This window comes from uncultured Porticoccus sp. (genome assembly GCF_963975625.1).
Taxonomy (GTDB): Bacteria; Pseudomonadota; Gammaproteobacteria; order Pseudomonadales; family Porticoccaceae; genus Porticoccus.
In genome coordinates, this window is record NZ_CAXBHS010000011.1 from 28,688 (window position 1) to 44,714 (window position 16,027).

The 16,027-nt window shown below is 50.2% G+C and carries 12 protein-coding genes; 3 read left to right on the forward strand and 9 right to left on the reverse strand.

Annotated elements, in window-relative coordinates; translation table 11 throughout:
* Positions 1-2: 2 nt before the first annotated feature.
* The 7 genes from AACZ64_RS10565 to AACZ64_RS10595 form a co-directional block, all read right to left on the reverse strand.
* Positions 3-1,034, reverse strand: coding sequence for a FemAB family XrtA/PEP-CTERM system-associated protein (locus tag AACZ64_RS10565; protein WP_339640033.1), 1,032 nt, complete (start codon positions 1,032-1,034; stop codon positions 3-5).
* A complete protein-coding gene (locus AACZ64_RS10570; protein ID WP_293614092.1) occupies positions 1,006-1,917 on the reverse strand; it encodes an XrtA system polysaccharide deacetylase in 912 nt (303 codons plus the stop codon). The genes AACZ64_RS10565 and AACZ64_RS10570 overlap by 29 nt, the downstream gene beginning before the upstream one ends.
* The gene (gene wecB / locus AACZ64_RS10575) at positions 1,917-3,062 is read right to left on the reverse strand and encodes a UDP-N-acetylglucosamine 2-epimerase (non-hydrolyzing) (RefSeq protein ID WP_293614093.1); all 1,146 of its coding nucleotides are present in this window, start codon (positions 3,060-3,062) and stop codon (positions 1,917-1,919) included. The genes AACZ64_RS10570 and wecB overlap by 1 nt, the downstream gene beginning before the upstream one ends.
* A 10-nt stretch (positions 3,063-3,072) precedes the next feature.
* Positions 3,073-4,539: a TIGR03016 family PEP-CTERM system-associated outer membrane protein gene (locus AACZ64_RS10580; protein ID WP_339640034.1), complete on the reverse strand. Its 1,467-nt coding sequence runs from the start codon at positions 4,537-4,539 to the stop codon at positions 3,073-3,075.
* On the reverse strand, positions 4,532-5,482 hold the full coding sequence (locus tag AACZ64_RS10585) for an XrtA-associated tyrosine autokinase (protein ID WP_339640035.1): 951 nt from the start codon (positions 5,480-5,482) through the stop codon (positions 4,532-4,534). Before AACZ64_RS10585 ends, AACZ64_RS10580 begins: the two co-directional genes overlap by 8 nt.
* A gap of 75 nt (positions 5,483-5,557) precedes the next feature.
* The gene (locus AACZ64_RS10590; RefSeq protein WP_293614096.1) at positions 5,558-7,096 is read right to left on the reverse strand and encodes an XrtA system polysaccharide chain length determinant; all 1,539 of its coding nucleotides are present in this window, start codon (positions 7,094-7,096) and stop codon (positions 5,558-5,560) included.
* Positions 7,097-7,139: 43 nt separating this feature from the next.
* A complete protein-coding gene (locus AACZ64_RS10595; protein WP_235189798.1) occupies positions 7,140-7,781 on the reverse strand; it encodes an XrtA/PEP-CTERM system exopolysaccharide export protein in 642 nt (213 codons plus the stop codon).
* A 474-nt stretch (positions 7,782-8,255) separates the two neighbouring features.
* Here AACZ64_RS10595 and AACZ64_RS10600 point away from each other — a divergent pair, with 474 nt between their 5' ends.
* Positions 8,256-9,662, forward strand: a complete 1,407-nt coding sequence (locus AACZ64_RS10600; protein ID WP_293614097.1) for a TIGR03013 family XrtA/PEP-CTERM system glycosyltransferase — start codon at positions 8,256-8,258, stop codon at positions 9,660-9,662.
* A gap of 34 nt (positions 9,663-9,696) precedes the next feature.
* Here the strand turns inward: AACZ64_RS10600 and prsR are convergent, their stop codons facing one another.
* Together prsR and prsK are read right to left on the reverse strand one after the other, a co-directional pair.
* Positions 9,697-11,052 carry a PEP-CTERM-box response regulator transcription factor gene (prsR, locus tag AACZ64_RS10605; RefSeq protein WP_293614098.1) on the reverse strand — a complete coding sequence of 452 codons (1,356 nt, stop codon included), beginning with the start codon at positions 11,050-11,052 and terminating at the stop codon, positions 9,697-9,699.
* Positions 11,049-13,145 carry an XrtA/PEP-CTERM system histidine kinase PrsK gene (prsK, locus tag AACZ64_RS10610; protein WP_293614099.1) on the reverse strand — a complete coding sequence of 699 codons (2,097 nt, stop codon included), beginning with the start codon at positions 13,143-13,145 and terminating at the stop codon, positions 11,049-11,051. Before prsK ends, prsR begins: the two co-directional genes overlap by 4 nt.
* A gap of 297 nt (positions 13,146-13,442) precedes the next feature.
* Here prsK and AACZ64_RS10615 point away from each other — a divergent pair, with 297 nt between their 5' ends.
* Both AACZ64_RS10615 and AACZ64_RS10620 read left to right on the forward strand, forming a co-directional pair.
* Positions 13,443-14,471: an SDR family oxidoreductase gene (locus AACZ64_RS10615; RefSeq protein WP_293614100.1), complete on the forward strand. Its 1,029-nt coding sequence runs from the start codon at positions 13,443-13,445 to the stop codon at positions 14,469-14,471.
* Positions 14,472-14,512: 41 nt separating this feature from the next.
* Positions 14,513-15,826 (forward strand): nucleotide sugar dehydrogenase, encoded by a 1,314-nt coding sequence (locus tag AACZ64_RS10620; RefSeq protein WP_293614101.1) that lies wholly within the window; start codon positions 14,513-14,515, stop codon positions 15,824-15,826.
* The last annotated feature ends 201 nt before the right edge of the window (positions 15,827-16,027 follow it).

The following is a 16,027-nucleotide window of genomic DNA, read 5'->3' on the forward strand; positions in this document are numbered from 1 at the left end:
TCCTAACCCAGGTTTTTTGCCAGTAGTGGCCCAACGGTATTTGCCAGAGGCAATGGCAGTTTTTTCCATGCCCTGATGAAGTACTGATACTTTGGGTTGAGGGGATTTATATCCGGAATACTGTCCGCCCCGACCAAGTGATATTCATAATACAGCTGCTCAGGGATAAATCCCCAGTGCTGCTTGAAACGGTAGGGACCCGTGCCCTCTTTGCTGCGACCAAAATCAAACACCTGGATACCCTGCTCAGCTGAACGACGCATCAACTCCCAATACATAAAATCGTTGACGCCCTTGATTTCCCTCGCCTCGGCAATACTGCCCCCATAGTAGGGCAGCACTTCATCTCTGAAGTAAAAGCTCAACACACCTGCCACATCGCGCCCTTCATGGGTAATCATCAGAGTGTCGACGTCATCGCCAAACACTTCCCGGAGAAGCGAAAAGTAGTTTTTGGAGAAAACCGGCGTGCCGAGATTTCTGACACTTTCTGCGTAAATTCGATAAATTCGTTCCCAGTCCTGTCCCGGCTCACTCACCAGGCCATTCTTGATTCCCTTGCGAATCATGGTCCGCTGCTTGCTGGGAATCGCCTGCATGTTGACCTCGGGATCCCGATCAATAGAGCGGCGAAAGGTCGCATAAATACTCTTTGTCGGCCAGTTTTCAGCTGAACGGTGCTGGTTTCGCAACTCCAGCACATCCACATGAAGTGTCTGCGCGAGATCGCAGGCGGCGGTTCTCAGTGCTGCGGCAATTTCATCGGTGTCGGCAACGATACCGCCATAGACGCAAAATGGTGTGGATACCAGATTGTTGCCAAACAGCAGGCTTTTATTGTGTGCCAGCGGCAGTATGCCGACTATTTCTCCCTCGTGCTCGGCATAGAGAAAATAGGGCTGGTGGCCGAAGGCTCGCTGTAGAACCGTTTTCCAGCCGGCCCTGTGAAAGAACGTTGCCGCTGGCGTTTTTAAAACATACGCGTCCCATTGGGACAAATCTTCGTCAGACAGCTGATGAATCGCAAGCGCCATGCAAACCCCACTGATCATTGCCGGTTTGTTTTTGTTGGAAGCCTTTCAGGAACACCTCATCAACTCGCCCCCACAGGAAGTCATCGGCAAGCTGCTCCAGTCGATGATGGACTTTATGCAAATTCAAATAGTGCCGGAATCTGGCTTTACTGCCGGCGTTTGGCACACGCGGCTGCTCAGGGTCAATTTCCCAGGGGTGAAAGTAGAAAATACAGGGTTGATGCTCTTTCCGGTTAACACGATTGATCGCCCACCGGGTGAAACTGTAGGGAAATAAACGAAACCAGCCGCCGCCACCACAGTTGATGTTGCGCCCTGCGACGGGAATAGTGGTAACAGGAATCTCCAACAACCTGTTATTGGCCGCCGGAAAAGCAAACCGGGGAGCGCCCGGTATGCCGTAATGGTCATGTCTGATGGGTACGATACTGGAACTATACTGGTAGCCTGCATCGGCGAGACAATCCAGCGCCCAGAGGTTTTCCTCGCAGATGGAATAGCTGGCGGCGCGATAGCCAATCACGGGCTGGCCCGAAAGATCTTCAAGCAACTGGCGTGTTCGGGTAATGTCCTGGGTAAAGGCTTGCTGATTTTGCTGGGTAACCCGAATATGCTCCCAGCCATGGCTGGCCAGCTCGTGCCCCTGGTCGACAATCTCCCTGACCATAGCGGGGTAACGTTCGGCCACACAACCCAGGGTGAAGAAGGTTGCCTTGATGCTTTTTTGCTCAAATAGGGCCAGGATTCGCTCCATATTGGCCTCTATGCGACAGGGCATCTCATTCCATTGTTTTTTATTGATGCAACCCTCGAAGGCGGAGACATGATAATAGTCCTCCACATCGACCGACATGGCATTGCGAATAGAGGTTGCGTGATTCACTACAGGCTCCCGTTAGACCAGAGAGCAATTGTTTCCACGATTCTCTCTGCCGCCTGGCCATCCCAAAGCTCGGGGATACAACCCGATTTTCCACCGGTACTGAGAATATCTGCGACACAGGCATGGATTGCCCACGGATCGGTACCGACAATGGTATTGGTCCCTTGCTCCACTGTAATGGGCCTCTCGGTATTTTCACGAAGGGTGACACAGGGAATACCCAGCGCTGTCGTTTCCTCCTGGATTCCTCCGGAATCGGTGAGCACCAGCCGCGCGTCTTTCATCATGCCCAGCATCTCGAGATAGCCTAACGGGCCTGTCATGTATAGCGCAGAGGAGGCAATCATTGGCTCCAGCCCGGCATCAATGATGCGTTGTCGGGTCCGGGGGTGGACGGGAAAAACCAGTGGGATATCCCGGCTGATGTCAACCAACACGCTGAGCAGGCTTTGCAACACTTCGGGGTGATCAACATTGGCTGGACGGTGCAGTGTCAACAGGCCATAACCGTTGGTGAGACCCAGCCTTGAGCCATTTTTTTTCAGCCCGGAAGTGGTCGTCATCGCCGGTATCGCCTGTGTCAGATTATAACGCAGCGTGTCGATCATCACATTTCCGGCAAAATGTATGCGATCCGGATCAATGCCCTCCCGCAGCAGGTTGTCAGCAGCCGATTTTTCCGTGGTAAACAGCAATTCCGAAATCTGGTCCGTCAATACCCGGTTGATCTCCTCGGGCATGGTGCGATCCCCACTGCGCAGCCCTGCTTCCACATGAATCACCGGAATACCCTTTTTCACGGCGACCAGCGCACAGGCAATGGTGGAATTCACATCGCCCACCACCAGTACTGCATGGGGCCGCTGCTCATCGAGGACCGGCTCAAAACGTTTCATGATGTCTGCCGTTTGTGTGGCATGGGTGCCGGACCCCACCTCGAGATCAATATCGGGCTGGGGGATATGCAACTGCTCGAAGAAGGTTGTCTTCATGGCGGCATCGTAGTGTTGCCCGGTATGAACCAGCTTGCCAGAAAGGCCCGCTTGCGGGTGATTTAACCCTCGCATAATCGGCGCTATTTTCATGAAATTTGGTCTTGCACCTACGACACAGAGGATCTGTGGAGGCTGTGGCTTCCTGACCATATGATATATCCTAAAAATCTATTGTCAGGCCCAGGTTTAACCGGTTTTCTTTATAGTCACGCCCAAAACCGTCTGCGTCCCTGTCAGAAAAACTGTAGCCAAGCGTTACAGAGGTCTTGGGACCCAGCTGACGATCAATGCTCAGATAAAACCTGGTAATTTCCGACTCTGAAGTGGCCCGGTTTTCTCTTTCATCCAGACTCAATCTTGAGGTAACACTGATTTTTGAAGACAGTTTTCGATTAAACCGAATACCCGTGGAAGTAAACTTTGCGTCACTGTCGATGTCCTCTCGGAGCTGCTTTGACTCCCGAACAAAGAAGGTCAGATCACTGCGCTTGCCTTTCAGTGTTAGCGAAGCATCAAACAACTCATTAACAAAAATTCCCTGATCCCGGAAAGTGAGGTTATCTGTCAGAAATAGCGGCTCTCCGGTAATTGGATCAATCAGGTCTCCAAAGGGGTCTTCTCCCGGGAACAGGCTGGCAGCACGTCTCTCTGATCGGGTGTCGGTGATGCTACGACTGTAGTTGACGGCAAGAGATGTCCGACGGGTGGTGTGGCTAAACTTGAAGCGGGGTGTGGTACCAAAAAAATGTTTTCCGTAGCCGAAGTCAAAAGTTGTTCGTCTGTTTGGGGTCCATACCAGACCTACATCCCAGAAATCACCATCGGTATTGTCGTCATCGAAAGTCTGAAAGTTATTCCACTCCTGACCCAAAGTACCATTCAACTGCCACTTTCGATCGAGGGCATAACCCAGCCTGACACTGGCCGTAGAGCGCTCATTATCCCCGTCCTGATTCATGAAGCCATCGCCATCAAATTCCGTTTTCTGGTGGTCGGCACGTAGGGTCCAGCTCAGGGGGCCAAAATCCGGACCGCTGTTGAGTGTCACCGCTGACATTTTTCGAACACTGTCGGAAAGCTCATCACCCTTGTTGATCTGATCATCATAGGTGTAGCGCACCTGAAGGTCGGCAAACCGTGCAAAGCGATGAACAAGATAGGGACTTATGCTGTAATCATAAGTGGTTGTAACGTTGTCGGATCTGTTGAGCTGAGTGCTGCCAGAAGCGGCGAAAGGGTCGATAAGCGTCTGATTGGAATAGATATCGCCTTCAACAAAAAAGAAATCTTCCAGTAACTCAACAGCGCCGTCACCACGCACCCTGGGATTAAAGGAGTCTGCGCCACCACCTACATTGTTAAACTCAAAAGCACCAACCAGTGACATTTCAGCGCGTCTGCCTTTACCTTCAAGTTCGATGGTAGGTCGCACCACACTGATAAATTTGCTCTCCTTGTTGTCATCGTCCAGCTCGACATTGTCCGTGTAAATTTCACCAAAAGTAATACTCCCCTTGCTTTTCCATTCGCCAGCATTCAGCGAATACGGCGCGGCCAATATCACGACCATGGCAATAGATGCCACACGGCTGATTTTACAAAGGGAAACCCGTGTGCTGTTATTCATTCTGGCCGCCACCTATCCTTGTTCGACCTGCCCCATAACTGTGTCCATACCCATAACCATAGCCATGGGTATAATTGTCCCAAGGGTATCTTACGGCCTTGTTGAGTAGCATCCCGATAATTTTATCGTCACTGATCCGGCTAACCGCCTGTTTCACAACATCCGGTGAAACTTTTTCCGCTTCGACCACAAACACGATTTGCCCCATACAGTCGGCCAGCACTGCTGCCTCACTCGTCTGAAGGAACGGTGGGGAATCGAAAATAATAACCCGATCCGGATAACGCGCTGACAACTCTGCCATCAATTGCTTCATCCGCTCACTGGCAAGCAGTTCTGTGGACCGCTCATGGGCAACACCCACTGGAATAATGCGCACATTGGGCAGGTCCGTGTTTAACAATACGTCTTCGATGCCGATATTTTCGTCTTCCAGAACATCAATCAGCCCTAGCGTATCATCGGGAATACCCAATATATTTCCAGCAGTGGCCTTTGCCATATCGGCATCCACGAACAAAACTGTTTTATCTTTTTCTATGGAGATACTCAGCATCAGATTAATGGCTGAAAACGTTTTTCCTTCTCCCTCAAAAGAGCTCGTCACCATAATCAGATTGGCATGGTCTGTACCCTGAGCCATATTGGTGTCTATGTTTTGCAATAACGGACGCTTGATCGCCCGATACTCTTCTGCAATATAACTCCTCGGCTTGTACGGGGAGACAAAACCTTTTGCCTCCAACTCTTTAATAGGCAGAACGATACTTTTATTTGCGGAGCGTGTTACTGATGGAGCAACCGCTTTGCTAACCTCCTCCCGGCTGTCCAGATCGGACATTAGGTTGACCCCTGCCTCAGGTGAGCTTGATGTGGGAGCTGCCGAATCATTTTTCTGACTCTTCTTCCCCAGCTTTTCAACTGCTTTTTCAATTGTGCTCATAGGGTTTCCGGATGATGACCAAACAATTTACATCGCTCTCCAAGTGAGCGCCGCATGGAACAAATATCACCGAGCTCATGTCAACGCCAGCTCTTCAAGAAAAGTGACACCGGCATAGACAGCAACCAGCAACAGCAGCAATACGACAAACAGTATTTTGTTCATTTTTGCCATTCGCTGCTGTGCAGGCGTAGGAATGTGCATCACACAGCCCAATACAGGCAACCCGGTAACCATGGTCAACCTGCGCCGGTCAGATATGACCGGTCTCAGCAATGACAGAAGTAATGCCAACCCCGCACCTACGCCCAGGGAAGCCACCAGAACACCGGTATTAAGTAGTATTTTATTGGGCTTGTTGGGCTTTAAGGGAACAAATGGAGGATCGATCACTTTAAACACCAGGTCATTTGCCTGCTGCTCGACATCCTCAGAGATCCGAGCGGATTCCCTACGCTCCAGAAGCCCGGTGTGCTGCTGGGAGAGGACTTCATAGTCGCGGGTCAACTGAACCAGCTCGGCCTCAACCAGGGGTATTTTGTCCACCATACTGTTGAGCTTATCAACACGGCGTTGATACTCAGCCACACGAACATTCAATTCGGCAACTTTGGCTTCCGCCTCCGCCAGCATCGAACGCATTTGCTGATAAACAGGGCTGGTATTCATGCCCGACAGATCGGATGCTTCCCCGGTTGCCAGTTTCGCGAGCTCCGACTCTCGCTCCTGCTCAAGGCTTTCGAGAAGATTGTTGATTTGCACAACTTCGGGGTGGCGATCAGTATATTTGGATAGCAGCTCGTCCAGCCGGGCTTTCAGCGAGCTAATGCGACCATCAATGGATGAGCTCTGCTCACTGGCACCGCTAGCCAGAAAGACCGGCTGCTCTCCAGCCAATTGACGTTTTAACTCATCGCGCCGGTTTTGCATCTCACTACGTTGCAAACGCGCCTCACTCAACTGCTGCTGACTAGCCACCAGACGCTGATAATAGCCACCGCCTTCACCCGGCAGGTTCCCCGCATGCCTTTGCTTGAAGTCAGCCAGCGCAGATTCGGCCTCAACCAGACGTTTTTCATACTCGGCTATTTGCTTATCAAGGAAGGTTTGGGCTGAATCCGAGTCGCCGCGCTTTTCATTGACTGCGCTCTCAATAAATACGGTGATTAGCGCCTGTACAACTTTCCGGGCAAGATCGCGGTCCTCATGATAGAAAGACACCGAATAGAGGGATGAATTGCGCCGATCGCCAGATAGCGATACCGCTCTCCGGATATTGCTGAAAAGCTTTTCCTTCTCTCTTTCTGTCTGGGCCCGGAGGTCCATATCAGTCATTCTGAGTAGCTTTTCGAGATTGGGTCGACTAAGCAATGTTCTACTCATCAACTCTACGCGCTGATCAATATCCGGCTGTATCACCAATCCCCTCAACAGTGGCCGCAGGATGGTATTGGTGTCGACATGAATCCTGGCTGTAGCCATGTACTGATCGGGCACCTGTGATACCGAAAACCATCCAACGACACCAACCAGCCATGCAATAACCAATGCCGCCCATCTGAAACGCCAAAGGCCCGACAGATAGCTGAATAGCATCGCCAACATTTCTTGCATAGCTGATCTTCCTTAAGTTTCCGGGTTACGTCGTGGCAACGACTTAGAACCAAGCCTCAGGGATAATCACTATATCTCCGGGAAAGAGGGCAAGATTTGTCGAAATATCCCCATCATTGAGCAGATCATCCAGGCGAAGCTTATACGTGCTTTGATCACCACCAAAGCTTCTGATCAACACAGCCTTGTTGCCAGCGGCAAACTCCGTCAGGCCACCGACTTCCACCATCAAATCAAGCAGCGTCATATGTTTTCTGAAGGGAATACTTGTCGGCTCTGCAGCTTCACCAACCACTCTGACCTGCTGAGAGGGGACGCCCACAAAGTCGTCGACGATAACACTGACAACAGCACTCTTGACATATTCTGAATAGGCTTCCTCAATATCCCGGGCAAGCTCCGAGGGCGTTTTCCCACTTGCCTCGATGTTTTCAACCAACCGGGTGCTGATTTTCCCATCAGGACGTACTTTGACACCGTTGATTGTCAGCTCTTCGTTACCCCAGACGAAGACTTCCATACTATCCCCGGGACCAATTACATAGGTATAGTCGGCCGGCATTGTACGCAGGTCATCGGGCACCTCGGTGTGGGTTGATGACGAGCAACCGGAAAGAGCCACTAGAGCCAGACTGAGACCAATCACAGATGAAGTTCTTGATACGTAAGAAATAAGACCAGACACGATTCAGCTCCTCCCTTGAGTGCTTCAAATATAAATCCCGGCTGAGTGTAGCATGCACATAAAACCGATGACTAGCAGCGGGCTTCAGGCCACGCCACCCCAGCCCGTGACGGGATTTAAACAGAAGCTCCGCTTTATGGACGAATCATTTAGACGAACGGCCGGTTGCGTGGCTTGACCTGCAAAATATACTCGGCCCTAGTCCTAATTAACTGGTACCATTCCCCGATAAGGCTGGGTTCTGCTCCGCAACAAACAATTAAGGCTAACTATTTGTAGTGTAAGGGCTTACCAACCACCGTCAGCCATATACTGCAAATTTCCGGCATAGGATTTCCTGCTATTGGCGGGCACAGCCTGTGATGATTCCGGCTGCAGATACTGATAGACCGGCCCAACGGTTACCCATCAAAAGCAACTGGCTTCTCCAATCAGAAGCCAAACCTACCTTATGGAAGGGGTTTATTACAGGCAATGAAAAAGACGAATTTTCGCGACTTGTCCTCAGGTTATAAGGTGCTCGTAATCGTCGAGCTTTCCGTATATTTCGGTTCGGTATTTTTTGCCATCCTTGCCAATAATTTCTTTGGCTGGTCCCAACAAAGCAACCTCGAAACAAATATAGTCGCTGCCTACTCTCTTGTTTTTGCTCTTTTCATTTTGCTCACTTCCCTTTCACTGGGGCTATACAACCCCAGAATGCGAGAAAATTATCGCAGTGTATTTCGCAGGCTCGTGCTTGCCGTCGCACTCGGCTCTGCCGAGTTTGCGATTCTCTTTATGCTTATCAACACGGAGCCCTTCACTGCTGAGGTTGTGCTCACAGCAGCGGGTATAGGACTGATTCTTACCAGTCTCATCAGACATACCCTCAACCGTTTCGACCTGCTTGGCTTTAACAAGATCAACGTACTGATACTTGGCTCTGGAGAACGGGCATCGATCGTTGAGAGAAGGATGAGACGCGCTGTTGACCGCCATGGCTTTACCCTCAAGGGGTTTGTGGTGATGGAGGGCGACTTGCCCGATGGCATTAAACAGGAACGACGCATCAACCTTGAAAAAGGTGCGCTTTTGTCATTTGTTATCGAACACAATATTGACGAAATTGTTGTTGCCAGCGACGAGAGAAGGGCTAACCTACCTGTTGATGAGCTGTTCGCCTGTAAAATTCGTGGCGTCAATGTTATTGATATTCTGGATTTCATCGAACGGGAAACAGGACAAATTGCGGTCAACCTCATCTATCCCAGCTGGATCATTTATTCCAATGGTTTCGCCTCAATCCACTACCTGAGAAATTCGGTAGACTGGCTCTTTAATGCATCAATCGCTATTCTACTCTTGCTCGTCACCTGGCCAATTATGCTCATCACTGCATTGGTGATTAAAATTGAAGATGGCATCAAGGCGCCCATTTTTTATCGCCAGGAGAGGGTAGGACTCGACGGCAAGGTCTTCAAAATCATCAAATTCCGAAGTATGCGCACGGATGCCGAGAGCAACGGAGCCGTCTGGGCCAAAGTCAATGACACCAGAATAACCCGCATAGGAAACTTTATTCGAAAATGCCGAATCGATGAATTACCACAAATCTACAATGTGCTGTGCGGAGAAATGGGCTTTGTCGGCCCCAGGCCGGAAAGACCCGAGTTTGTTCAGGGGCTGGTTCGCAGCATCCCCTACTATAACGAAAGGCACAATGTTAAACCCGGTTTAACCGGATGGGCTCAGCTTAAATATCCGTATGGAGCAACAGACGAGGACGCCATGGAAAAGCTGAAGTACGACCTCTACTACGTCAAGCACCGCAGCTTCCTGCTCGACCTCAACATTCTCATCAGAACCGTTGAGATTGTTCTTTTTGGCAAGGGCCGGTAATCACCCCCTATCGTACTTTGTAACGTCCTGCCACCTAGGAACGAATATTGTACTTTTCGAGAAAGTTATAGAGGGTTGGTCTGGTCACTCCCAACATCTTGGCCGCTTCCGAGACATTATCCCCCGCATTCAGCAACGCTCTCTGAATAGCGCCTTTTTCAGCTTTCTCTCTGATTTCTCTGAGGTTAAACGGTGCCGCCTCTTCGCCCGCTGGCGACAGCTCAAGGTCCTCCAGGGTGATGTGGGTACCTTCGGCCATGATAATGGCCCGTTTGATTCGACTTTCCAGCTCACGGACATTGCCAGGCCAATCGTAAGATTCGATCGCCTGAGCTGCCTGCTTGTCAAATCCACGTAACGATTTCCCTGACTCTTTGCTGAAACGTGCCAAAAACGCCTTTGCTAGTAGCAGGGCATCCCCTTCACGATCTTTCAACAACGGTATCTGGATGGTGATCTCACTCACCCTGTAATAAAGATCCTCGCGAAACTTCCCCTCCTCTATGTATTTGGTCAAATCCTGATGTGTGGCACATATAATCCTCACATCAATGGGGATTTCTGTCCTACCCCCTACTCGCTCAATGACTCTTTCCTGAAGGAAACGCAATAATTTGGACTGCAACTCTAATGGCAAGTCACCAATTTCATCGAGAAACAGGGTACCCCCGTCGGCATACTCTATTTTCCCCTGCGTCTGCTTAACCGCACCCGTGAAGGCACCTTTCTCATGGCCGAACAACTCACTCTCCAACAGGTTATCCGGTATCGCAGCGCAGTTGATTGCCACCATTTTCTGGTTTGCCCTGGCACTCAGCTCGTGCAATGCCCGGGCAATAACCTCTTTGCCAGTGCCACTGGCGCCCAGCAGCAAGGTCGTGATATCGGAGGGCGCTACTTTCTCAACTGTGCGACAGACTTTCAGCATTTCCGGGCTGGCAGTAACAACCCCTCGCAAAGGGGACTCCACACCCTGCTCCTGAAGTCGACGGTTTTCAGACTCCAGCTCATAAACACGGTAAGCCCGGTCGACAATCAATGTAAGGATATCGGGGTCAACCGGCTTTTGATAAAAATCGTAGGCTCCAAGACCAATTGCCTTGACCGCATTGGATCTATCATTGTCACCCGTCACCACGATCACTTTTGTTTGCGGTGAAATCACCAGGATCTCACTCAGCGTGGCAAAACCCTCTGTGACGCCACCGGGGTCCGGCGGCAGCCCCAGATCAAGCAATACCACCCATGGCTGATGACGGCGCAACTGAGCTATGGCGGCCTCACGATCACCGGTGATGACCACATCATAGTCATCAAAACACCAGCGCAGCTGACTTTGCAGGCCGGTATCGTCTTCAACCACGAGCAGCGGTCTGTTGGTTTCTTTCACGACTGATTTCCTTCATTTTCGGTACTTGCTTCGCCACCATCAATCGGACTACACGGCAAGATAATAGTAAATTGAGAACCCACCCCCGGCTCACTGGCAACCAGAATATCCCCGCCGACAGAACGGATATACTCTCTACTTTCAAATGCGCCCACACCCATGCCGGTCAAACCTTTAGTGGAATCAAATGGACTGAAAAGACGGTCGCGGATAAAAGTCCTATCCATTCCCGTACCCGCATCCTCAATAATGACATGAACAGTCTGCCCCTGCCTCTCTACGCTGACAGCAACTCTTGCTGTTGCCGGGGTGGCGTCCTGGGCATTCTGGATGATATGGCCAAATACAGTCGATAGCTGCTCACGGTCCGCACGCACCACCGCATCACCGACCACCGATTCAAGTACAGGTTTAGGCTCCCTAGCAGAGGCGGTCCTGACCAGCTTCGTCAGCAAACTGCCAAGCTCGATATCCTCGGCCAAATCGCCCCGAACACCGCTTCTCATCTGCTCCATAAGCCGGGTCATTCTATTAACGGAATTTTTGACAGTTGCAAGAACATCGTCAATGAACTCGGGCTTGTGTTTATGCTTTTCTGCATTGGTGATAATCAGCGATTGCTGGGCCAGGATATTTTTCAGATCATGAACAATATAGGCAGACAGCCGATTAAACGCTTCAAACTGTCGCGAACGAATCAGGGCCTGATCTGCCCGATATTGCGCCAAATGGCTGGCCGCGTGCTGGCCTGCCATTTTCAAAAGATCCCGATCTTCCCAGTTAATCGCGTGATACAAATCCGAGCGCCTGACCAGCACAAACCCCAGGCACTCATCCCGAAGTATCAGGGGCACCAACAGCCAGATATTCCGAATCTTCAGCAACCACTCCGGCAGGACCAAACCCGCATATTTTTCGGGATCTTCATTATATTCATCGATATCGATAACCCAGTGAGTCCGCGTCATAAATAACGTCAAAGAATCTAACGATTTCGCATCCGCACAATCAGGTTCAGGCATATGCCAGCGAGCCAGCACACTAAAATGTCCAGCATCATTTTTTTCCCACAGGATGCCACCTGGACTTTCCGTCAGCTTCGCAATGGATTGAATCACCCGCTCCGGTACACTGTCATCACTACCTGAAAGCGTCTGGGTAAACTTAAGCCATTCTTCCCGATAATCGTGTTTGTAGGAAAAAAAGTGCTTGCTCAGCAAGACCCTTACCTGAGCACGAATCTTATCGGAAAACATCAGGGTGACCAGCAGGACTGCCGCACCAAAGAAAAATACGATTTGCAGCACACCACCCCAAGTCCCGCCATAATAACGGATGAAGTAACCGGCAGTGGCCATCAGTAACAGATAAACACCCGCCCCCATGATCGTTGCGGTATGGAAAACCACATGCCTTGACACGTGTATATTCATTTCAAACTTGGGGTTTCGGGCGATGGCAATGACGATAAGCGGTGCAGCCATCCCGTTCACAAGACCGCGGGCTTCCCATAAATCAAGGCTGATGCGTTTGAAAAGCAGTGCATCCGAGTACATGAAAAAGTCATAGACAAAAAAACTGCCGATACCAAGGCACAAGAATTTTGTCGACCACCGCTGGGTAGCGCCAGAGTTGCGAAAAATTTGCTCAATCAGAATCAGACCCGTGAGTGAAAGTACCACCCATAGCACTAACACAATTTCTCGGAACAGCGTTTCTGATACGGACAAATACTCGGAAGCAAATGGCGTACTAAACAGAACGCCAAAAAGTATAAGCACTGCCGAGCAGCCCAATGAAAACCGGAACACCAGGGCCCCACGGGCACTTTCACCATCTTTTTTACAGAGAACATCCAACAGGAACAGACACCAGGACAGGTTTCTCGACAGTTCAGCCAGCTGTATCATCTCAAAGGAAACCCGGGCACCGAACTCGCCGGCTGCAATAGCGCCAGCCCAAACAGTCGAACAGACGGCAGCGAGAATGATCAGAATCCCCTGTGGTCGTCCACGCCATGAAACACTGATCAGAATTGTCAGTACCAAATAGGCAAAAAATGCGAACAGATAGCTGGGCACACCCACATTCATGCGAGAACCTGCAGGTCTAGTTTCAAGATCCCGTCGATCATAAAGCGTCTCCATTCAGCAACAGATTTTGCACACTAGCGGATTCTGGATCAGAACTGCCTTTAACACTATACTCAGCACCTTAAATTTAGTCGGACATGCAGCTGAGTTAATCGAAGCGGTGTTTTTGCCCGAAGGCGATTCAACCAAAAAACCCAGCTGGCTGCTATCAGTTACTGCCCTTCCATCTACCGCTTTGTGGTGGACGAGACAATCGCAACATATGGATTAGCCACCCACGAATCAAGGAATATATCGGTGACATCGTACAGCGATCTACAGCAATCACTAAGATCAAAACCGAAAACCTGGCTAATTACTGGTGTTGCAGGGTTTATCGGCTCCAACCTTCTAAAAACCTTGCTTGAACTGGAGCAACGGGTTGTCGGCATTGATAACTTTTCAACCGGACATCAATCCAATCTGGACGACGTGCAAGCCGAAAGCGGCGAAAACTGGGGCAGGTTTACTTTTTACCCCTACGATATCCGCAACTTGAACGACTGCATAAATGCATGCAAGGGTGTCGATATTGTTCTTCATCAAGCGGCTCTGGGAAGCGTACCAAGATCTATTGAAGACCCAGTTACAACCAACAGCTCAAATATTGATGGCTTTCTGAACATGCTGGTGGCAGCGAGAGACACCGAAGTAAAGCGCTTTGTGTATGCAGCTTCGTCATCCACCTATGGTGATCATCCGGGACTCCCCAAAGTCGAAGATGAAATTGGACGCCCACTTTCACCCTACGCCGTCACCAAGTACGTGAACGAACTGTATGCGGACGTCTTCGCCCGAACTTATGGCATGGAAAACATAGGTCTCCGCTACTTTAATGTTTTTGGGCCAAGACAGGATCCAAACGGCGCATATGCCGCTGTCATACCCAAGTGGTTCGGGCAACTGCTGTCCGGAGAAGACTGCTTTATTAATGGTGACGGGGAAACATCACGGGATTTTTGTTTTATCGACAATACCGTTCAAGCTAACCTGCTGGCCGCAACCACTGAAAATCCGACCGCCATCAATCAGATATATAATGTCGCGTGCGGCGATCAAACCAGCCTGAACGAGCTTTTTTCTTCGATAAAAATGCTGCTCGGGAGTCATTACCCGAATATCAACAGTTTGACGGCCAAACACCGGGCATTGCGCCCTGGCGATGTTCGACACTCACGGGCAAACATCGAAAAGGCCAACTCGTTGCTCGGATACCAGCCCTCTCATAACGTCCACCAAGGGTTACAGGCTACGCTGGATTGGTTTTTAAAAAAGACAGCGGATTAAAAATAATTCGTCAACGGTCTCATAGGGACACGGGAGATATTGTGAAGAAAGTAGCAGTTGTTGGATTAGGGTACGTAGGTCTGCCTCTGGCCGTCGCATTTGGCAAAAAACTGCCAACCATTGGCTTTGACCTCGACAAGAAAAAGCTGGCCGCCTATCTTTCGGGGAAAGACCCCAGTGGAGAAGTAGCACCAGAAGACCTGGCCGCAGCCTCCCACCTTGAACTCACTGATGATCCCGCCAAATTAGCGGAAGCCAACGTTATCATTATCGCCGTCCCCACCCCCATTGATCAGGCTCACAAACCTGACCTGAGGGCTGTTCACGGGGCATCCAGAACCATTGCAGCGCACCTCAGTCCAGGCACCACTGTCGTGTATGAATCAACCGTATATCCGGGCTGCACTGAAGAAACCTGCGCACCCATATTGGAGTCGGTATCCGGGATGCCCTGGCTTGGCAAGCCCGGCGCAGTCAGTAAGGACGGACAAAATGGCTTTTTTATTGGCTACTCTCCGGAACGCATCAACCCCGGTGACAAAGTTCATCGGCTGGAGACCATCGTCAAAGTAGTCTCTGGTGACACCCCCGAAACCCTGGAAAAAGTGGCCCAAACCTACGAACAGATTATTACGGCCGGAGTTTATCGAGCTGCCAGCATCAAGGTAGCTGAAGCAGCAAAAGTGATTGAGAATACTCAGCGCGATCTTAATATTGCATTGATGAACGAACTGTCCCTTATTTTCCATAAACTCGGTATAGACACGCTTGATGTTCTGGAAACAGCGGGAACAAAATGGAATTTCCTGCCGTTCCGCCCCGGGTTGGTGGGTGGGCACTGTATTGGCGTCGACCCCTACTACCTCACCTTTAAAGCCGAAGCAGAGGGCCACCACCCCCAGGTTATTCTGGCTGGCCGACAAACTAACGATGGCATGGGCAAATACATTGCCGAACAGACTGTAAAACAACTGGTCAAGAAAGGTCACCCGGTCTGTGGTGCCAATGTAGTGATCCTGGGACTAACATTCAAAGAGGATTGTCCCGACCTCCGAAACTCAAAAGTTGCAGATATCATCGCAGAACTCAGGGAATATCACTGCAATATCATTGTTCATGATCCCATGGCAGAGAGTAGCGAAGCTATTGAGGAATACGGCGTGGAACTTACCCCCTGGGATCAAATCAAAAATGCACATGCAGTGGTTCTGGCGGTTGCCCACCAGCACTACAAGAAGCTATCTGCCAGTGAACTTGGCGCCATCATGGCTAAAAACGCTACCATCATTGATGTTAAATCAATGCTCGACAGGTCATTGTTTGAAGAGAAAAATATCGATATATGGCGGCTCTAGGCGCCCCAAAGGTCATACCAGAAAGCATTGTATCGACTATCATCATTAAACAGATTGTCTGACCCCTTGCAGCTGTCAGGTTTTTTTACATCAAGGGGTCGCCGACTACCTTGCCAAAAAGAAAACTCGTTTTTATGATCGCAACGCACTGATTAGTAAAGACTTAAAAACGATGGCCCATTTATTGCAGAATGATTTTCA